General features: G+C 68.3%; 18 protein-coding genes. 9 read left to right on the top strand and 9 right to left on the bottom strand.

Features of this window, described 5'->3' with window-relative positions; all coding sequences use genetic code 11:
• Window positions 1-6 precede the first annotated feature (6 nt).
• A complete protein-coding gene (alr, locus tag B9Y82_RS00705; RefSeq protein ID WP_100471157.1) occupies window positions 7-1074 on the bottom strand; it encodes an alanine racemase in 1068 nt (355 codons plus the stop codon).
• Window positions 1053-2357 carry a D-amino acid dehydrogenase gene (locus tag B9Y82_RS00700; RefSeq protein WP_100471156.1) on the bottom strand — a complete coding sequence of 435 codons (1305 nt, stop codon included), beginning with the start codon at window positions 2355-2357 and terminating at the stop codon, window positions 1053-1055. The genes alr and B9Y82_RS00700 overlap by 22 nt, the downstream gene beginning before the upstream one ends.
• A gap of 149 nt (window positions 2358-2506) precedes the next feature.
• Here B9Y82_RS00700 and B9Y82_RS00695 point away from each other — a divergent pair, with 149 nt between their 5' ends.
• Window positions 2507-2986 carry a winged helix-turn-helix transcriptional regulator gene (locus B9Y82_RS00695; RefSeq protein ID WP_005407919.1) on the top strand — a complete coding sequence of 160 codons (480 nt, stop codon included), beginning with the start codon at window positions 2507-2509 and terminating at the stop codon, window positions 2984-2986.
• A gap of 64 nt (window positions 2987-3050) precedes the next feature.
• Here B9Y82_RS00695 and B9Y82_RS00690 read toward each other — a convergent pair whose 3' ends face one another.
• Window positions 3051-3233 carry a hypothetical protein gene (locus B9Y82_RS00690; RefSeq protein WP_032128744.1) on the bottom strand — a complete coding sequence of 61 codons (183 nt, stop codon included), beginning with the start codon at window positions 3231-3233 and terminating at the stop codon, window positions 3051-3053.
• Window positions 3234-3377: 144 nt separating this feature from the next.
• On the bottom strand, window positions 3378-3752 hold the full coding sequence (locus tag B9Y82_RS00685; protein WP_100471155.1) for a classical arabinogalactan protein 4: 375 nt from the start codon (window positions 3750-3752) through the stop codon (window positions 3378-3380).
• A gap of 139 nt (window positions 3753-3891) precedes the next feature.
• Here B9Y82_RS00685 and msrB point away from each other — a divergent pair, with 139 nt between their 5' ends.
• The 5 genes from msrB (at window position 3892) to B9Y82_RS00660 (ending at window position 7122) form a co-directional block, all read left to right on the top strand.
• Window positions 3892-4359, top strand: a complete 468-nt coding sequence (msrB, locus tag B9Y82_RS00680) for a peptide-methionine (R)-S-oxide reductase MsrB (protein ID WP_005415117.1) — start codon at window positions 3892-3894, stop codon at window positions 4357-4359.
• A gap of 91 nt (window positions 4360-4450) precedes the next feature.
• Window positions 4451-5305 (top strand): flagellar motor stator protein MotA, encoded by an 855-nt coding sequence (gene motA / locus B9Y82_RS00675; RefSeq protein WP_005407915.1) that lies wholly within the window; start codon window positions 4451-4453, stop codon window positions 5303-5305.
• A 3-nt stretch (window positions 5306-5308) separates the two neighbouring features.
• Complete coding sequence (gene motB, locus B9Y82_RS00670) at window positions 5309-6247, top strand: flagellar motor protein MotB (protein ID WP_100471154.1); 939 nt, start codon at window positions 5309-5311, stop codon at window positions 6245-6247.
• Between the two features lie 97 nt (window positions 6248-6344).
• Window positions 6345-6833, top strand: a complete 489-nt coding sequence (locus tag B9Y82_RS00665; protein WP_100471153.1) for a hypothetical protein — start codon at window positions 6345-6347, stop codon at window positions 6831-6833.
• Between the two features lie 13 nt (window positions 6834-6846).
• A complete protein-coding gene (locus B9Y82_RS00660; RefSeq protein WP_100471152.1) occupies window positions 6847-7122 on the top strand; it encodes a DUF4031 domain-containing protein in 276 nt (91 codons plus the stop codon).
• Window positions 7123-7245: 123 nt separating this feature from the next.
• On the opposite strand, the gene B9Y82_RS00655 is transcribed toward B9Y82_RS00660, so the two are convergent.
• Window positions 7246-7788, bottom strand: coding sequence for a DUF6630 family protein (locus tag B9Y82_RS00655; RefSeq protein WP_100471151.1), 543 nt, complete (start codon window positions 7786-7788; stop codon window positions 7246-7248).
• 90 nt (window positions 7789-7878) lie between these two features.
• Here B9Y82_RS00655 and B9Y82_RS00650 point away from each other — a divergent pair, with 90 nt between their 5' ends.
• A complete protein-coding gene (locus tag B9Y82_RS00650; RefSeq protein ID WP_049456360.1) occupies window positions 7879-8127 on the top strand; it encodes a DUF3297 family protein in 249 nt (82 codons plus the stop codon).
• An 81-nt stretch (window positions 8128-8208) separates the two neighbouring features.
• Here the strand turns inward: B9Y82_RS00650 and B9Y82_RS00645 are convergent, their stop codons facing one another.
• The 3 genes from B9Y82_RS00645 to B9Y82_RS00635 form a co-directional block, all read right to left on the bottom strand.
• Window positions 8209-9858, bottom strand: coding sequence for a Na+/H+ antiporter (locus B9Y82_RS00645; RefSeq protein ID WP_100471150.1), 1650 nt, complete (start codon window positions 9856-9858; stop codon window positions 8209-8211).
• A gap of 117 nt (window positions 9859-9975) precedes the next feature.
• Entirely contained in the window at window positions 9976-10764 is a 789-nt protein-coding gene (locus B9Y82_RS00640) for a dioxygenase family protein (RefSeq protein ID WP_100471149.1), read from the bottom strand.
• A 31-nt stretch (window positions 10765-10795) separates the two neighbouring features.
• Window positions 10796-11206: a DoxX family protein gene (locus B9Y82_RS00635; RefSeq protein ID WP_100471148.1), complete on the bottom strand. Its 411-nt coding sequence runs from the start codon at window positions 11204-11206 to the stop codon at window positions 10796-10798.
• Window positions 11207-11302: 96 nt separating this feature from the next.
• Between B9Y82_RS00635 and B9Y82_RS00630 the strand changes: the two genes are divergently transcribed.
• A complete protein-coding gene (locus B9Y82_RS00630) occupies window positions 11303-12184 on the top strand; it encodes a LysR family transcriptional regulator (RefSeq protein WP_100471147.1) in 882 nt (293 codons plus the stop codon).
• Between the two features lie 47 nt (window positions 12185-12231).
• On the opposite strand, the gene B9Y82_RS00625 is transcribed toward B9Y82_RS00630, so the two are convergent.
• Window positions 12232-15294, bottom strand: coding sequence for a bifunctional diguanylate cyclase/phosphodiesterase (locus B9Y82_RS00625; RefSeq protein ID WP_100471146.1), 3063 nt, complete (start codon window positions 15292-15294; stop codon window positions 12232-12234).
• Window positions 15295-15470: 176 nt separating this feature from the next.
• On the opposite strand from B9Y82_RS00625, the gene B9Y82_RS00620 reads away from it, so the two are divergent.
• Window positions 15471-17582 (top strand): M13 family metallopeptidase, encoded by a 2112-nt coding sequence (locus B9Y82_RS00620; protein ID WP_100471145.1) that lies wholly within the window; start codon window positions 15471-15473, stop codon window positions 17580-17582.
• Window positions 17583-17588: the final 6 nt, after the last annotated feature.

The raw sequence follows: 17588 nt of genomic DNA, 5'->3' as shown, positions 1-17588 counted from the left end.
TCGGCCCTACACGTACACCTTCGCCACGCGCTTGACCGCACACGGCAACTGGTACGCGCTCACGCCACAGCGCGGCGCCAGTTCAGACAGCGTCGGCGCAGATCCCCACAGCTCCACCACGCTGCCGATGCCGGCCTGCGCATGCGCGGTCAGGTCCACGGTCAGCATGTCCATCGACACGCGCCCGATCAGGGCACCGGGCTGATCGTCAATCAGCACCGGGGTGCCATTCGGGGCGAACTGCGGATACCCGTCGGCATAGCCGAGCGCGACCACGCCCACGCGGGTGCGCGCCTTGGCCACGAAGCGGGCGCCGTAGCCCACCGGCTCACCGGCCTCGATCCAGCGCTCGGCGATCACCTTGGACTGCATCGTCATCACCGGGCGCAGGCGCCCGGTCAGCACGGTGTTGTCCGGCAGCGGATTGGCGCCGTACAGCATCAGGCCCGGGCGTACCCAGTCGCTGCGTACATCCGGCCAGCCCAGCAGCGCCGGCGAGTTGCACACGCTGGTCTCGCCCTGCAGGCCATCGATGGCGCGCGCGAAGGTCGCGGCCTGTTCATGGGTGCGTTCGCTGTCCAGTTCGTCGGCGCGCGCAAGGTGGGTCATCAGCACGATGCGCTCGACCTGCGGCAGCGCCGACAGGCGCGCATGCGCGGCGCGGAAGCTGTCCACGTCCAGGCCGAGGCGATGCATGCCGCTGTCCAGCTTCAGCCACACCGTCAACGGGCGCGGGCTGTCGAACGCGACCAGCGCTTCCAGCTGCCACGGCGAGCCCACCGCGAACCAGAAATCGTGTTCGGCCACCAGCGCCATGTCACTGGGCTCGAAGATGCCTTCCAGCAGCAGGATCGGCGCACGGATGCCGGCCTGGCGCAGCTCCAGTGCTTCTTCGATGGTGGCCACGCCGAAACCATCGGCCTCACCTTCCAGCGCCTGCGCACAGCGCACCGCGCCATGGCCATAGGCATCGGCCTTGATGATCGCCAGGGCCTTGCCACCGCCCAGTTCACGGGCGAGCCGGTAGTTGCTGCGCAGGGCGCCCAGATCGATCAGCGCGCGGGCAGGACGCATGTGCGGTTCTCTTGTTGCGGGGCGTGACCGTACTGGCCGTAGCGGAAAATATCCAGGCCTTCAGTGCTGATCTGCGGCTGGCGCGCGCTCATCAGGTCGGCCAGGTAACGGCCCGAGCCGCAGGCCATGGTCCAGCCCAGGGTGCCGTGGCCGGTGTTGAGGTACAGGTTGCGGAACGGCGTGGCGCCGATCACCGGCGTACCGTCCGGCGTGGCGGGGCGCAGGCCGGTCCAGAACTGCGCGCGCGACAGGTCGCCGCCCTTCGGGTACAGGTCGCTGACCACCAGTTCCAGGGTCTCGCGACGGCGCTGCGACAGCGACAGGTCGAAGCCGGCCACTTCGGCCATGCCACCGACGCGGATGCGGTCGTCGAAGCGGGTCACCGCCACCTTGTAGCTCTCGTCGAGGATGGTCGAGGTCGGCGCCATCGCCGGGTCGGTGATCGGCAGGGTCAGCGAATAGCCCTTCAGCGGGTACACCGGCAGGCGCATGCCCAGCGGAGCCACCAGCGCCGGTGAGTAGCTGCCCAGCGCGACCACGAAGCGGTCCGCGCTTTCCAGCTTGCCGTCGATGCGCGCGCCGGTGATGCGATCGCCATCGAACTCCAGGCCGGTGATGTCCTGGTCGAAGCGGAACTCGACGCCGGCATCCACGCACATCTGCGCCAGGCGGCGGGTGAACAGCTGGCAGTCGCCGGTCTGGTCACGCGGCAGGCGCAGCGCGCCGACCAGGCCATCGACGTGGGCCAGGGCTGGTTCGGCCTGGATGATGCCGGCGCGGTCCAGCACCTCGTACGGCACGCCGTACTGGGCCAGGATCTCGATGTCCTGCGCCGAGGCATCCAGCTGCTGCTGGGTACGGAACAGCTGGGTGGTGCCCAGGTCGCGGCCTTCGAACTCGATGCCGATCTGCGCGCGCAGCTCGTTCAGGCAGTCGCGGCTGTACTCGGACATGCGCACCATGCGCGCCTTGTTGATCGCGTAGCGCTCGTGGGTGCAGTTGCGCAGCATCTGCCACAGCCAGCGGTACTGGGCCAGGTCCATGCCCGGCTTGATCGCCAGCGGCGCGTGCTTCTCGAACAGCCAGCCGATGGCCTTCTTCGGCACGCCCGGGGCTGCCCACGGCGAGGTGTAGCCGAACGACAGCTGGCCGGCATTGGCAAAGCTGGTCTCCAGCGCCGGGCCGGGTTGGCGGTCGATGACCGTGACTTCAAACCCGGCCTGTCGCAGGTACCAGGCACTGGTGGTGCCGATCACGCCGCTGCCGAGAACTAGGACTCGCATGGGACTTCTCCAACCCGATCATTCCCTGCACTGGAGCGTGCCGGGACCATAATTGGGGAAGTATAGACAGCCAATACCAGTTGATTTGCCTGATTTGAAATCAAGCGGCAGGATGTTCTCCTGCAATTCATTCCCCAAGGTTGACGGCCATGGCCACCCGTACCCGCGAACTGGACAAGATCGACCGCAAGATCCTGCGCATCCTGCAGGCCGAGGGCCGCATTTCCTTCACCGAACTGGGTGAGCGGGTCGGCCTGTCGACCACCCCATGCACCGAGCGCGTGCGCAGGCTCGAGCGCGAAGGGGTGATCACCGGCTACCACGCCCACCTCGACCCGGCGGCGGTGAAGGCCAGCCTGCTGGTGTTCGTGGAGATCAGCCTGGCCTACAAGTCCGGTGACATCTTCGAGGAGTTCCGGCGCGCCGCGTTGAAGCTGCCGAACGTACTGGAGTGCCACCTGGTCTCGGGCGACTTCGATTACCTGCTGAAGGCGCGGATCAGCGAGATGGCCTCCTACCGCAAGCTGCTCGGCAGCACCCTGCTGACCCTGCCGCATGTGCGTGAATCGAAGAGCTACATCGTGATGGAAGAGGTGAAGGAGACGCTGAGCCTGCCGATTCCGGATTGAGGCGTTTGCAGCAGGATGGGGTCAGAGCCCGCTGTGCGGGATCTGACCCCGGTCATGGCAACAGTCAGCGCTGCTGCGGGTGCTTCTGCGAGCGCTGCTCCTGCTGCTTGCCGCCCTTGTGCGGCTGCTGCGGCTCCATCTGTTGCTGTTGCTGCTGTTGCTGCTGCGGGTTGCGACCCTGCGGTTCCTTGCCGGGATGACGGTTCTGCTGGTTTTTCATGATCGCGATCCAGTGGACGAAGGACATGCGGCGGCGGAATGCCGGCGCAGCGCCACGGTGGTCCCGGAACGGTTAATCGCAGGCGAAAAAGCAGTGATCGGCAGGACGTTGTTTTCGTGCGTTCAGGCCGTACGGCGTGGTCTCGCCGCCCGCCCTGGCTGGCACCCGAGGTCAGCGCTTGATCTGCTGGCCGTCGCCGGCCGGCACGCTGTCGTAGTAGCGGCCGGTGCGCGAATCGAACACGCGGTTCGGGCCAGCCGGGCGCACACCAGGCACGATGCGGCCATTGCGGTCATAGACCTTGTCGGCCGGCTTCGGCGCCGGGGCGGGCGCAATCCGGGCAGGACCGGTGGACCTGATCGGCTGCGCCGGCTGCGGCGACGGCAGCACCTGAGGCTGCGGGCGGGCGGCCTGCGGCGGCGGTGCCACCGGCGCCGGTGCCACGGTGCTCGCACTGCGGGTGGCCGTCGGGTCGGCAGTGGGCACCTGGGCCAGCGCCAACGTGGGCAACAGGGCCATCAACAGCAGGGGAAGGGTCGCTTTCATGGCACGCTCCGGCGTGGATCATATGTACCTTGCGCCTGCACCCGTGTGCCGCCCATGAACGGCCGTCACACTTGCAAGCGCGCGCCGGCACCCCCACGTTTTCCGGCATCCCAGGCCATCGACCCCACGGAGAGCCGGCATGACTGCCTTCGACCTGACGCCCCCCACTGCCACCCAGACCGAGGCGCTGATCGCCGGCCTCAGCAGCGAAGAACGCCGCGTGCTGCTGCAGCACGGGACCGAAGCGCCGTTCTGCGGCGTGTTCCTGGACAACAAGCGCGAGGGCGTCTACTGCTGCCGGCTGTGCGCGCTGCCGCTGTTCCGCTCCAGCACCAAGTTCGATTCCGGTACCGGCTGGCCCAGCTTCTTCGCCCCGTTCGACCCGGCGCACGTGCGCGAGATCCGCGATACCAGCCATGGCATGGTGCGCACCGAGATCACCTGCGCGCGCTGCGGCAGCCATCTGGGCCACGTGTTCCCGGACGGTCCGCCGCCCACCTACGAGCGCCACTGCCTGAACTCCGTCTCACTTTCGTTCACCGGCAATGGCGAGCCCTGGCCCGACCCGTTGCAGCGTGGCGGTGCAGAAAGCGGCGTGGCGGGCTGAAACACCCTGCTGACCGATTTCACAGAATTCCCTCTTCAGAAATCCGGGCGACGGGCCGACAAGGAGATATCCCCTCTCCTTGCGTCGCCCCATGCTCATCATCGTTGGATTCCTGGTCGTCATCATCAGCGTGATCGGGGGCTACCTCGGTGCCCACGGCCGCCTGGGTGCCCTCTGGCAGCCCTACGAGCTGGTCATCATCGGCGGTGCCGCGCTCGGCGCTTTCCTGGTGGGCACGCCGGCCAAGACGGTCAAGCAGACCTTGCAGGCCATGGTCGGCGTGTTCAAGGGCCCGCGCTACAAGCAGCAGGACTACATCGATGTGCTCAGCCTGCTCTATGAACTGCTGAACAAGGCCCGCCGCGAAGGCTTCATGGCGCTGGAAGACCATGTCGAGCGTCCGGCCGAGAGCGCGCTGTTCGGCAACTACCCCAAGGTGCAGGCCGACCACCACCTGATCGACTTCATCACCGATTGCCTGCGCCTGATGATCGGCAGCAACATCGAGCCGCATGAGCTGGAGCCGCTGCTGGAACTGGAGCTGGAAAAGCACCATGCCGAGGCCATGGCACCGTCGCAGGTGCTGACCAAGGTCGCCGACGGACTGCCCGGTTTCGGCATCGTGGCGGCGGTGCTCGGCATCGTCATCACCATGGGCTCGATCGGCGGTGACATCGTCGAGGTCGGTGGCCATGTGGCCGGCGCGCTGGTCGGCACTTTCCTGGGCATCCTGCTGGGCTACGGCTTCGTCGGCCCGATGGCCGCCGCGATGGAGGCCCGCGCCGAGCAGGACAGCCGCATCTACGAATCGGTCAAGACCGCCCTGCTGGCCTGCCTGCGCGGCTACAACCCGAAGATCGCGCTGGAATTCGCCCGCAAGACGCTGCCGTCGAACGTGCGCCCGGCCTTCTCCGATTTCGAGCAGCACCTGAAGACGGTCAAGTAAGCCATGGCCGAGACCAAGCCCACCGTCATCGTCCGCCGGGTCAGGAAGGCCGGCCACGCCGCCCATCATGGCGGTTCGTGGAAGGTGGCCTATGCCGACTTCGTGACCGCGATGATGGCCTTCTTCCTGGTGCTGTGGCTGATGGCCACCACCAACAAGAACGACCGTGCGGCCATTTCCGAGTACTTCCGCAACCCCAGCCCGCTGAGCGGGCAGAACGCCACGCCGGCGCCCGGCATGGCCGGCCCGGGTGGCGCCAGCACCTCGATGATCAAGCTGGGCGGTGCCACCGACATCTCGCGAGGCAGCAGCAACGATCCCTTCCAGAACCAGAAGGAAGCGGTGCCGCAGCCGGTGGACCCGCAGCAGCGCGACAAGCAGCAGCTGGAAGCGCTGATGAAGGAACTGCAGGAAGCGATCAGCAGGAGCCAGGCACTGGAGCCGTTCAAGGACCAGCTGCTGCTGGACCTGACCCCGGAAGGCCTGCGCATCCAGATCGTGGACAAGCAGAACCGGCCGATGTTCGACCTCGGCAGCGCCACGCTGAAGCCGTACACGCAGCAGATCCTGCACGAGCTGGCCAACTACCTGAACCACGTGCCGAACCGGATCAGCCTGACCGGCCACACCGACATTACCGCCTATTCGGCCGCGCGCGGCTACGGCAACTGGGAACTGAGTGCTGATCGTGCCAACGCCGCACGCCGCGCACTGGTGGACGGTGGCCTGGAGGACAGCAAGATCACCCGCGTGGTCGGCCTGTCGTCGTCGGTGCTGTTCGACAAGGCCGACCCGCAGAACCCGATCAACCGCCGCATCAGCATCGTGGTGATGACCCAGGCCGCCGAAGCGGCGGCCCTGGCCGGTGCCGGCCCGCAGGTGGGGCTGTCGGCCCCCACCGCCGACCCGGACGTGCAGGCCGCGCAGGGGCCTGCGCGCTGAATCGGGGTCAGATCCCTTTCCATGGGAAAGGGATCTGACCCCACCTGCACGCCGCCGCTACAATGGCGGTCTTTCCGTTTCCAGGTGACCCCACCCCATGTCCCAGAACTCCAAGGCCAAGCGCGACAAGCGCAAGAAGCAGCAGGCCAAGCGCCCGTTCCTCCGCCTCAACGCCCAGCAGCAGGTGCAGAACCATGCCGTGCTGACCAACGAAGACGGCCAGGTGGTCGCGGCCATCGGCCTGCAGGGCCGTGAGTGGCTGCTGGCCATCGGCGGCCAGACCATGGGCAACGCCGAGAACCCGGTGCCGATGCTGGCCATGCTCAAGCACCTGGCCAACGTGCAGGAGAAGGAAGGCCGCAAGGTCAACCTGGAGTACTCCGAACTGCTGCAGAAGCTGCTCGACACCCTGGCGGCCGAATCCGAGCAGACCGCTGACGAGTACCTGGACAAGCTGGTCGCCGAGTTCGAAGGCGTCGACGCTGCTGAAGGCGAGGAAGGCGAAGCCGCCGAGGGCGACGTGGCCGAAGAAGCCGCTGCCGAGGCCACCCCGGCCGCCGACCGCGACAGCAAGCCGCAGGCCTGAGCCGGCCGCGGCGGTGACGGTCTACGTCGATGACGCGGTGCATGCCTGGCGCGGACAGCGCTGGGCGCACCTGATGGCCGACACCCTGGCCGAGCTGCACGCGATGGCGGCGCAGCTCGGCATTCCCCCGCGGGCCTTCCAGAACAAGGCCAGCGGTGCCCACTACGACGTCACCGCCGAGCTGCGCGCGCAGGCGATCGCGCTCGGTGCGCGGGCGATTTCCCGTCACACCGACCGCGGGCTGGTCAAAGCCGTGATCGCCAACGCCAGGGCGCAATACCGGCCGTAGGCAGGCGCTGGCGGCTGCCGCGCGCTGGGGTGGGTGCGGACCGTGGTCCGCCCATCAGGCACAGGGCATGCCGACCAGGGTTGGCATCCACCCATGGGCGGGCTCCGCACCCACCTACCCTGCTCAGAACGGGTCGCTGCCCAGCCGGATTTCCACGTTCAGCAGCGAACACAGCGCCAGCATCGCGTCGTCGTCGCGGGTCAGCGCCATCACGCCGGTGAAGCCGTCGCTGCCGGCATCCACGCTCCACAGCGTGTAGTTGTGCTCGCGCAGGCGGTCGAAGGCGGTGGACATCAGCTGCACGCCGTCCAGGTCTGCGATGAAGTCCTCGTCGTCCAGGTCGCCGCCCCAGTCCAGCTGCAGGTTGAAGCGCGCCGACAGCTCGTTCACCGCCGACTGCAGCGATTCCAGGTCGTCACGCTCGACCTCGAAACCGGACTGCCAGGCAATGGCCGTGAACAACGCCGGCAGCCAGTCGCTGTCCGCCTCCAGCGGCTGCCCGTCCTCGGCCAGGTGCTCGCGCCAGCGGTTGAACTGCTGCAGCGCCAGCTCTTCGTCGCCCGGGTTGATCAGCACCAGCAGGTTCCAGACCCGCGCCTCGAAGCCCTCCTCGTCGAAGTCGTGGATGTCTTCCTCGAAGTCGAAATAGTCGCTGTTGTCGGGCATGGCGGAACGTCCTCTGGGGCAGGCCGGCATTCTACGGTTTATCCTGTGCCGCTGAAGCCGGCCTTGGTGGCCGTCACTGTGAATGAAACGATGAGCGATACCCCTCCCGACCACCTGGCGATCAACCCGGCCAGCCCCTTCCATGATGCGCAGGCGCTGGAGCGCGGCGTCGGCGTGCGTTTCAACGACGTCGAGCGCGACAACGTCGAGGAATACTCGGTCAGCGAAGGCTGGATCCGCGTGCAGGCCGGCAAGGCCCGCGACCGCCGCGGCAACCCGATGACCATCAAGGTCAAGGGCAAGGTCGAGGTGTATTTCCTGGAAACGAAGCCGGAATAAGCGCGGCTCCCGGATCCTGGGGTCAGATCCCTTTCCTGCGGAAAGGGATCTGACCCCGATCGACGGCGCCCGACCGCAGCATCATTCGCGCTTGCGCGATTCCAGCAGGTCCAGGTTGCGGATCAGGCGCCGCGAGATCTCGTCGGAGATCACCCCGCGCCGGGTCAGGCGGAACAGTTCCTCGCGCTCGGCATTCAGGCCCGCGCTGCGCAGCTGGCGGTACCCCAGTTCCATGCGCCGTACCTTGTCAGGGTCCACGTCGGGCCCGTCGTTGTCCTTCTCCAGGTGCCGCTGGTACAGCAGGCTCACCCGCGAGGCGGCGTCGTTGTACAGCTGCACGTTCTCGGTGTTCTGGTTCATCACCAGCTGCTGGCGCATGCGTTCGACCCCGGCCAGCGCGGCCTTGGAGGACAGCTTGCGTGCCAGGTCCTCTTCCTTGCGCTCGCCCGAATCGGCTGGCAGCTGCAGGCCCTTCAGCAGCTGCGGCAGCGCCACGCTGGCGCCGATCAGCGAGAACAGGATCACCGCCGCCGCCAGGAAGATCACCAGGTCGCGCGCCGGGAACGCACTGCCATCGGGCAGGAACAGCGGCAGGGTCAACACACCGGCCAGGGTGATCGCACCGCGCACGCCGGCCACCGAGGTCGCCACCACGATGCGCCAGTTCGGCGCCTCGCCCCGCTCCAGGCCGCGGCGGCGCGCGCGCAGCAGGTTCCAGCGCAGCGACAGCCATACCCACAGCAGGCGCAACGTGATCAACGCCAGGTTGATCACCACCACGTACACCACCAGCCACCACGCACTCTGGTGGCCGGACTCGTTCATGGTGGTGGTGGCGCGTTCGACAATGCCCGGCAGCTGTTCGCCCAGCAGCACGAACATGATGCCGTTGAAGCTGAACTGCAGCATGTTCCAGACCCCCGCACGCTGCACGCGCATGCTGCCGGAGACGCGGCCGGTCAGCTCGACGTAGCTCATCGCGATACCGGCCGCCACGGCGGCAAGGATGCCCGAGGCATGGATTTCTTCGGCCAGCAGATAGGCCGCGAACGGGATCAGCAGGTTGACCAGCATCGCCGCACCCGGCTCTTCGCCGAACCGGCGCCACAACCAGCGCTGGAACGTGGACACGCCCAGGGTGACCGCCACGCCCACGGCAAGGCCGGCCACCGCCACCCACAGGAAGGTCAGCGAGGCCGTGGCCAGCGAGAAGGAGCCGGTCATCACCGCCGCCACCGCGAAACGGAAGCAGACCAGGCCGGACGCATCGTTGAGCAGCGACTCGCCTTCCAGGATGTGCATCAGCCGCTTGGGGATCGGTGCCTTGGAGGCGATCGCCCCGACCGCCACCGGGTCGGTCGGCGACACGATGGCCGCCAGCGCGAAGCACACCGCCAGCGGCATCACCGGAATCATCCAGTGGATCAGCAGGCCGGCACCGATCACGGTGAACACCACCAGGCCGAACGCCAGTTCGAGGATCGCGCCCTTGTCGCGGAACAGCCCCTGCTTGGGAATGCGCCAGCCATCGAGGAACAGCAGCGGCGGCAGGAACAGCAGGAAGAACACCTCCGGCTCCAGCGCATGGCCGCGGTTGAACACGCCGGCGATCACCGCGCCCAGGCCGATCTGCACCAGCGGCAGCGGCAACGAGAACGGGAGGACGCGAACCAGGTAGCCGCTGGCGACAACGGCCACCAGCATCGCCAGGACGACTTCAATGGTATGCATGCTTCTTCCAGGAAGCGGCGCGCGGGGAGGCTCGGAAGCCAGCGCCGGAAACCCGGAAAAAACTACCACACGCGGCCGCAACCGCGACGGCCGGGGCCGTCGCGCGTCAGCCCCGGCTCATGCCCCGTCGAAGCGGTACAGGTCCATGGCGAGGAATCCGGCATCGATGCCGGCGTCGATGCGGCGGGCACCAAATCCGCCCTCACCGGCCGCGCCCATCGCGAAGAACAGCGGCAACAGGTGCTCGTCGGTCGGGTGCGCACGTTCGGCGAACGGCGCCTGCCGGCGGTAATCGAGCAGGGCCTGGCGGTCATCGGCGGCCAGGCGCTGCTCCACCCACTCGATGAAGGGCCGCACGTACGGCGCTTCCTTGCCGTCCTGGTAGTCGCCCCAGTCGTGCAGGTTGTGGGTGATGCTGCCCGAGCCGACCAGCAGCACGCCCTGCTCGCGCAGCGGTGCCAGCGCGCGGCCGAGCGCGAACTGGTGTTCGGGGCCGAGCAGCGGCTGGATCGACACCGGCACCACCGGGATGTCGGCCTGCGGGCGCAGCAGCCGCAGCGGCACCCACGCGCCATGATCGAGGCCACGTTGCGGGTCGATGGCCACCGGCAGGCCAGCGGCGGCGATACGGCCGGCCACCTCTTCGGCCAGCGCCGGATCACCCGGTGCCGGGTACTGCAGTTCGAACAGCGCACGCGGGAAGCCGCCGAAGTCGTGGATCGTCGGTGGCTGCGGATGCGCGCCGACCCGCGGCTGGCGGCCCAGCCAGTGCGCCGAGGCCATCACGATGGCGCGCGGCGTCGGCAGGTCACGCGCCAGCTCGGCCAGGCGCACGCCGACCTGGCCCGGATGCAGGGCGGTCATCGGCGAACCATGGGAGATGTACAGCGAAGGCAGGCGGGACATGGAATCCTCCAGTTGCAGGGTCAGGCCGCGATCAGCGCGAACGCAGGGTCCACTTGCCATCGCCGACCAGGAACAGCACCACCAGCGCCAGTGCCCAGAACGCCGGGTATTCCCAGCCGCCGCCAGCATTGGCGAAACCGAAGCCGTTGGCACCATGCACAGTGACGATGGTGCCGAGCAGCAGCGGCACGCCGACCAGGCCCACCCAGCGCGCATAGACGCCCAGCAGGAGCGCGACGGTGATCACCAGCTCGGCGCCGATGGTGAGGTAGCCGAGCACGCCGGGCAGCCCCAGCGACTCGAAGAACGCCGCCGTACCGGCCGGGGTGAATACCAGCAGCTTGGTCAGCGCATGGACCAGGAACAGCACGCCCAGGGCCAGGCGCAGCAGGGTGGCGCCGTAGGGGGCCAGCGGAGAAACCGGAGCGGTCGTGGTGTGCATGGGGAACCACCTTGAAGGGAGTGGGCACAGGTTATTGCGCCTCCGCGAGCCGATAAATACGATGGATTGACCGTATTTATTTCAAAAGGCGCAACAATGGACACCCTCGAGGCGATGCGCGTGTTCGTGGCGGTGGTCGATCGCAATGGCTTCAGCGCCGCCGCCCAGGCCCTGGACCTGTCCACTGCCGGCGTCACCCGCCAGGTCGCCGCGCTGGAAAAGCGCCTGTCCACCCGCCTGCTTCACCGCACGACGCGACGGGTCAGCCCGACCAGTGCCGGCGCCGCCTACTACGCCCAGTGCGTGCGCCTGCTGGCCGAGTTCGACGCGCTGGAGGCCAGCATCGGTGCGCAGGCGCTGGAGCCTTCCGGCACGCTGCGCATCAACGCACCGGTCAGCTGGGGCATCGCCCGCCTCGGCCCGCTGCTGGCCAGCTACCGCGAACGCTACCCGCAGGTGGAGCTGGACCTGGCCCTGTCCGACCGCCTGGTGGACATGGTGGAGGAAGGCTACGACGTGGCCATCCGCATCACCCGCGAGCCCGGGCCGACGCTGATCGCGCGCCGCCTGGGCGAATCGCGGGTGAGCCTGTGCGCCGCGCCGGCCTACCTGGCCGCACGCGGTACCCCACAGACACCGCAGGACCTGCAGGCGCACGCGTGCCTGAGCTACAGCTACTGGGCCGCCGGCGACCATTGGCCGCTGCAGGGGCCGGGCGGCGAAGTGAAGGTCTCGGTGAGCAGCCTGCTGCACGCCAACAACGGCGACGTGCTGCGCGAAGCGGCGATCGCCGGCATGGGCGTGATCCTGCAGCCCGACTTCCTGCTGGAAGACGCGCTGGCCGATGGCCGCCTGGTGCGCGTGCTGCCCGAGTGGGAGGCCTCGCCGATCGGCATCTTCGCGGTCTATGCCAGCCGCAGCCACCTGGCACCGAAAGTGCGCAGTTTCATCGACCATCTGGTGGAAGCCGGGGTATAGCCGAGTCTGGCGTCTGCCAGCCAGCGGCCGGCAGATGCGAAACCCGCTCAGGCAGGAACTTCATCCAGCGCGTCGATGATCCGTTCCAGCGGTGCCGGCCGCCCCAGCAGGTAGCCCTGCACCTGGTCGCAGCCGTGCGCAGCCAGCCAGTCCAGCTGCCCCGGCGTTTCCACGCCCTCGGCGATGATGGTCAGGCCCATGCTGTGGCCCAGTGACAGCAGCGCGCGGCAGATCGAGGCATTGCGTGGATTGGTTTCCACGTCGGCGACGAAGCTGCGGTCGATCTTCAGGATGTCCAGCGGCAGGTGCTGCAGGTAGGACATGCTGGAATAGCCGGTGCCGAAGTCATCCAGCGACACGCTGATGCCCTGCTCATGCAGGCGCTGCATGGTCTGCATCGCCTGCGCCGGCTTGCGCATCAGGCTGCTCTCGGTCAGTTCCACGTGCAGCGCACCGCGGGCCAGGCCGAAGTCCTGCTGGGCGCGGGTGAACTCGGCCACCAGGTCGCTGTTGAAGAACTGCACCGCCGATACATTGACCGCGATCGGCAGCTCGCCCCAACCGGCCTCGACCAGCCGGCGCTGCGCCTTCGCCGCCGCGCGGATCACCCAGCGGCCCAGCGCCAGGATCAGCCCGGTGTCCTCGCACAGCTGGATGAACTCGTTGGGCGGAATGAAGCTGCCGTCGGCCTGCGGCCAGCGCAGCAGGGCCTCCAGCGCGGCCGGGCTGCCATCGCTGGCATGCCGGATCGGCTGGAAATACAGCTGGAATTCGTTGTCGATGGCGGCGTGGATGCGCCCGGCCAGGCGCAGGCGGTCGGCCAGGCGCGTGGTCACCGCCGCGTCGAACCAGACCACCACGTTGCCCTCGGCGCGCGCCGCGTGCGCGGCCTGTGCAGCCATGCCGATCACCTGTTCGGCGCTGTGGCCGTCACCGGCGATGTGCACGGCCACGCCGATGCGCGGTTCGAACTGGTGCAGCGAGTCCTTGCCACGCATCGGCGCCGACACGATCTGCAGCAGGTCGTCCAGCACGCGCTGGGTATCGTGCTCGGCACCGATGGCGAACACGAAGTCCTCCGCCGGCTGGAATGCCAGCGTGCCACAGCGCGCGCCCAGGCCACCGAGCCGGGTCGCCATCGACTGCAGCACCGCATCGCCGATCTCGCGGCCCAGCGTATCGGCCACCAGCTGCAGGCCGCGCAGCTGCACGAAGGCGATGGTGTAGCCCTCCTGCTGCTCGTCCAGCTGCTCGGTCAGGGCGCGCACGTTGAGCAGGCCAGTGGCCGGGTTGTGCCGTGCCTGGTAGGCCAGGTCACGCTCGTAGGCCAGCCGTTCGCTGACATCCTCGGCCAGCACCAGGCACGCGGGCTGTCCGTCGAAATCGAGCCTGGACAGGTGGGCACGCACTTCGAACACGCTGCCGTCCTTGCGCCGGTGCAGCCGCACGGTGGCGTCCTGCAGCTCGCCGACGCGGGCCTTGGCGATCGCCCCCTTCACCTCATCCCAGCCTTCGCGCGGGCGGATGTCGAGGATGCTCATCGCCAGGAACTCGTCGCGGCTGTAGCCGTACTGGCGCACCGCGGCATCGTTGACCTCGATGAAGCGCAGCGTGTCCGGGTCGAATACCCAGAACGGCGCCGGGTTGCGGTCGAACAACAGGCGGAAGCGGCGTTCCACCTCGCTCATCTGCTCGCGGGCCTGGTAGCGCTCGCTCAGGTCGGTCAGCGCACCGATCATGCGGCGCTCGCTGTCGGCCACCTCCACCCGCTGCCCGCGCGCGCCCACCCAGCGCACTGCCCCCCCGGGCAATACCAAGCGGAACACCTGGTCGAGCACCGCGCCACCGGCGAAGGCCTGGTCGAAGGCCTGCTGCAGGCGCGCGGCATCATCGCGATGCACCCGTGCGAAGAAATCGGCGACCGGCAGGGCATCGGTCTGCACGCCAAAGATCTCGCGCGCCAGCGGCGACCAGCGCAGCAGTGCGGCATCCTCGTCCACGTACCACGTGCAGACGCGCCCGACCTGATGCGCCAGGCGCAGCTCGGCGTGGCCTGTCTTCAGCTCCTCGGCCATCGCCTGCTGGCTGCGGGTGCTGCGGCGCACCGCGTACAGCAGCACCAGCAACACCGCGATGTAGGCCAGCATGATCGCCACCGACGCCTGCAGGTACGGCCACCACGGCGCCAGCACGTCCTCGTCGGCCAAGCCGACCTGCACCGCCAGCGGGCTGCGTTCCAGCGTGCTGATGGTGATGATGCGCGGCACGCCGTCGACCACGCCGGGCAGGCTGCCCAGCTCGACCACCGCCTGCTTGTCGAGCAGGTCACGGCGCGGCAGATCGTAGCGGCGGCCCACCGTGCCGTGCGGGTCGGGCACGCGTGCCAGCATGTAGCCCTCGGCATCGCTGATCGAGACCAGTCCGTTGGGGCCGACATCGAGGCCACCGACGATGCGCTGCAGTTCGCCACAGCGCAGCCGCGCCAGCAGCCAGCGGTCGCCGGCCATCGGCAGCGCCAGCGGGACCACCCAGCCGCCATCACTGGCCCGCTGCGGCGGGCCGATATACAGCGCGCTGCCCTGGCCTCGGCGTTGCGGGTCGGTCCACAGCGGCAGCTGCAGGTCGCCCTTGCCGGCCGTCAGCGGTCGGCCATGGCTGTCGAGCACTACGATGCTGTGCAGCTCGGCGTGCCGGCGCAGCACGCCGCCGATGGAGGCATCCAGCAGGGCCGGCGCCTGTGCCGGCACGCTGCGGAACAGCTCGGCGGCGTCGGTGGCGATGCCGGACATGGCCCGCTCCAGGTTGCGCAGCTCCAGCGCCAGCAGGCGCTCGCTGCCCACCGCCAGCGCACGGCTCTGCCGCTGCGCCGCTTCCAGGCGACGGTGGTGGTCATTGGCCAGCATGGTGGCCAGGCCGGCCACCAGCAGCACGCCCAGCAGCACGCCGCCCCAGGTGATGGCGCGCAGCGGCCGGGCCAACGCCCGTTTCAGCGCGGGCATCGGTTGATCTTCCTTGTGCAGTCGGCTGGCTTCATGCGCGAACGAATCCTCCACGTCCCCGACCTCAACGGCCGGCGGACGCCATTCTTGACGCCTGACCCCGTCCTGCATGGCCACCTCCCCGTGTCCGCGCAGGGCTCCGGGGGCCAGCATGCACCACCCCGGTGACGGCGTGAAGATCGCGTCTGCGCGTTCAGCCAGATCCTGCACAGGGCGGGCCCTGCAGGGGGGCGGCCAGTGGCGCCGGAGCGGATTAGACTTGGGGTTTTCCGCTGCAAGAGAAGTCCATGTCCAAGCTGCGCCGTCCCACCCTGGCGCTGGCCATCGTTGCCAGCCTGTCCCTGGCCGCCTGCGACCGCCCGGCCGAACCGGCCGCCGGTACCGCCGCGCCGGCCGATGCCGCCCCCGCTGCGGCCAAGCCGATGCTGGGCAGCTTCGGCTTCGATGCCAGCGGCATGGATCGCAGCATCACCGCCGGCGATGATTTCTTCGGCTTCGCCAACGGCACCTGGGTGAAGAACACCGAGATTCCGGCCGACCGTTCGCGCTTCGGCAGCTTCAACGTCATCGCCGAGAAGACCCTGGCCGATACCCGCGCCATCCTTGAAGGGGCCGCCGGCAACACCCAGGCCAGCGGTGACGACAAGCTGATCGGCGATTACTACGCCGCCTACATGGACGAAGCCGGCATCGAGCAGCACGGCATCGCGCCGGTGCAGCCGCAGCTGAAGGCCATCGATGCGATTGCCGACAAGGCCGGCCTGGCCCGCGCCCTGGGCGGCGACCTGCGCGCCGACGTCGACCTGCTCAACGCCACCAACTTCTACACCGACCGGCTGTTCGGCCTGTGGGTGTCGGTGGACCTGCTGCAGCCGGACCGCACCGCGCCCTACCTGGTGCAGGGCGGCCTGGGCATGCCCGACCGCGACTTCTACCTGGGCGGCGGCCGCATGGCCGAACTGCGCAAGCAGTACCAGGCCTACATCGCGCAGATGCTGCAGCTGGCCGGCGTCGCCGACCCGGCCGGCAAGGCGCAGCGCATCCTCGCGCTGGAAACGAAGATCGCGCAGGCGCACGCCACCCAGGAAGAAACCAACGACGTGACCAAGGGTGCCAACCCCTGGACCCAGGCCGACTTCGCTGCCAAGGCGCCGGGCATGGACTGGAACGCTTTCCTCGACGCAGCCGCGCTGGCCAAGCAGCAGGACTTCATCGTGTGGCAGCCCAAGGCCGTGGCCGGCCTGTCCAAGCTGGTCGCCACCGAGCCGCTGGATGTCTGGAAGGATTACCTGGCCTTCCACGCGCTGGACCGTGCCGCCGCTTACCTGCCGAAGAAATTCGCCGATGCCCGCTTCGCCTTCCACGGCACCGCGCTGAGCGGCACGCCGCAGCAGAGCGACCGCTGGAAGCGCGCGGTGGACGACGCCAACCATGCGGTCGGCGAAGCCATCGGCAAGCGCTATGTCGAGAAGCACTTCGACGCCAAGACCAAGGAACGCGCGGACGAGATGGCGAAGAACATCATCGCCGCCTTCGCCAAGCGCATCGATGCACTGTCGTGGATGTCGCCACAGACCAAGGCACGTGCCAAGGCCAAGGTGAACGGCCTGACCGTCGGCATGGGCTATCCGGAGAAGTGGCGCGACTACACCGGCCTTGAGATCCGCCGCGATGACCCGCTGGGCAATGCACAGCGCGCCGAGCTGTTCGAGTACCAGCGCAACATCGCCAAGCTGGGCAAGCCGGTCGACCACAGTGAGTGGGCGATGCTGCCGCAGACCATCAACGCGATGAACGTGCCGCTGGAAAACCGCCTGGTGTTCCCGGCCGCGATCCTGCAACCGCCGTTCTTCGACGGCGCCGCCGACGATGCGGTGAACTACGGTGCGATCGGCGCGGTGATCGGCCACGAGATCAGCCACGGCTTCGACAACGCCGGCGCGCTGTTCGACGAGACCGGCAAGCTGCACAACTGGTGGACCGCCGAAGACCTGAAGCAGTTCAACGCGGCCGGTGATGCGCTGGCCGCGCAGTTCAGCAGCTACGAGCCGTTCCCCGGCGTGCACGTGAACGGCAAGCTGACCCTGGGCGAGAACATCGCCGACGTGGCCGGCCTGGGTACCGCCTACGACGCTTACCAGCTGTCGCTGCAGGGCAAGCCGGGCCAGACCCTGGAAGGCTTCACCCCGGACCAGCGCTTCTTCCTCGGCTTCGCCCAGGCGTGGCGCAGCAAGAGCCGCGAGCAGGCCCTGCGCAATTCGCTGCTGACCGATGTGCATGCACCGGGCCAGTTCCGCGCACTGACCGTGCGCAACATCGACGCCTGGTACCCGGCGTTCGAAGTGAAGGAAGGCCAGAAGCTGTACCTGGCCCCGGACAAGCGGGTCAAGGTGTGGTGATGTGAA

The organism is Stenotrophomonas maltophilia, assembly GCF_002799155.1.
In the GTDB taxonomy this organism is placed as follows: domain Bacteria; phylum Pseudomonadota; class Gammaproteobacteria; order Xanthomonadales; family Xanthomonadaceae; genus Stenotrophomonas; species Stenotrophomonas maltophilia_R.
This window is presented reverse-complemented; position numbering and strand designations above follow the sequence as displayed.

Excerpts from the sequence above, each read along its gene's own strand:
- alr (WP_100471157.1), bottom strand. The coding sequence starts at position 1,074 with ATGCGTCCTGCCCGCGCGCTGATCGATCTGGGCGCCCTGCGCAGCAAC.
- B9Y82_RS00700 (WP_100471156.1), bottom strand. The coding sequence starts at position 2,357 with ATGCGAGTCCTAGTTCTCGGCAGCGGCGTGATCGGCACCACCAGTGCC.
- B9Y82_RS00695 (WP_005407919.1), top strand. The coding sequence starts at position 2,507 with ATGGCCACCCGTACCCGCGAACTGGACAAGATCGACCGCAAGATCCTG.
- B9Y82_RS00690 (WP_032128744.1), bottom strand. The coding sequence starts at position 3,233 with ATGTCCTTCGTCCACTGGATCGCGATCATGAAAAACCAGCAGAACCGT.
- B9Y82_RS00685 (WP_100471155.1), bottom strand. The coding sequence starts at position 3,752 with ATGAAAGCGACCCTTCCCCTGCTGTTGATGGCCCTGTTGCCCACGTTG.
- msrB (WP_005415117.1), top strand. The coding sequence starts at position 3,892 with ATGACTGCCTTCGACCTGACGCCCCCCACTGCCACCCAGACCGAGGCG.
- motA (WP_005407915.1), top strand. The coding sequence starts at position 4,451 with ATGCTCATCATCGTTGGATTCCTGGTCGTCATCATCAGCGTGATCGGG.
- motB (WP_100471154.1), top strand. The coding sequence starts at position 5,309 with ATGGCCGAGACCAAGCCCACCGTCATCGTCCGCCGGGTCAGGAAGGCC.
- B9Y82_RS00665 (WP_100471153.1), top strand. The coding sequence starts at position 6,345 with ATGTCCCAGAACTCCAAGGCCAAGCGCGACAAGCGCAAGAAGCAGCAG.
- B9Y82_RS00655 (WP_100471151.1), bottom strand. The coding sequence starts at position 7,788 with ATGCCCGACAACAGCGACTATTTCGACTTCGAGGAAGACATCCACGAC.
- B9Y82_RS00650 (WP_049456360.1), top strand. The coding sequence starts at position 7,879 with ATGAGCGATACCCCTCCCGACCACCTGGCGATCAACCCGGCCAGCCCC.
- B9Y82_RS00645 (WP_100471150.1), bottom strand. The coding sequence starts at position 9,858 with ATGCATACCATTGAAGTCGTCCTGGCGATGCTGGTGGCCGTTGTCGCC.
- B9Y82_RS00640 (WP_100471149.1), bottom strand. The coding sequence starts at position 10,764 with ATGTCCCGCCTGCCTTCGCTGTACATCTCCCATGGTTCGCCGATGACC.
- B9Y82_RS00635 (WP_100471148.1), bottom strand. The coding sequence starts at position 11,206 with ATGCACACCACGACCGCTCCGGTTTCTCCGCTGGCCCCCTACGGCGCC.
- B9Y82_RS00630 (WP_100471147.1), top strand. The coding sequence starts at position 11,303 with ATGGACACCCTCGAGGCGATGCGCGTGTTCGTGGCGGTGGTCGATCGC.
- B9Y82_RS00625 (WP_100471146.1), bottom strand. The coding sequence starts at position 15,294 with ATGCAGGACGGGGTCAGGCGTCAAGAATGGCGTCCGCCGGCCGTTGAG.
- B9Y82_RS00620 (WP_100471145.1), top strand. The coding sequence starts at position 15,471 with ATGTCCAAGCTGCGCCGTCCCACCCTGGCGCTGGCCATCGTTGCCAGC.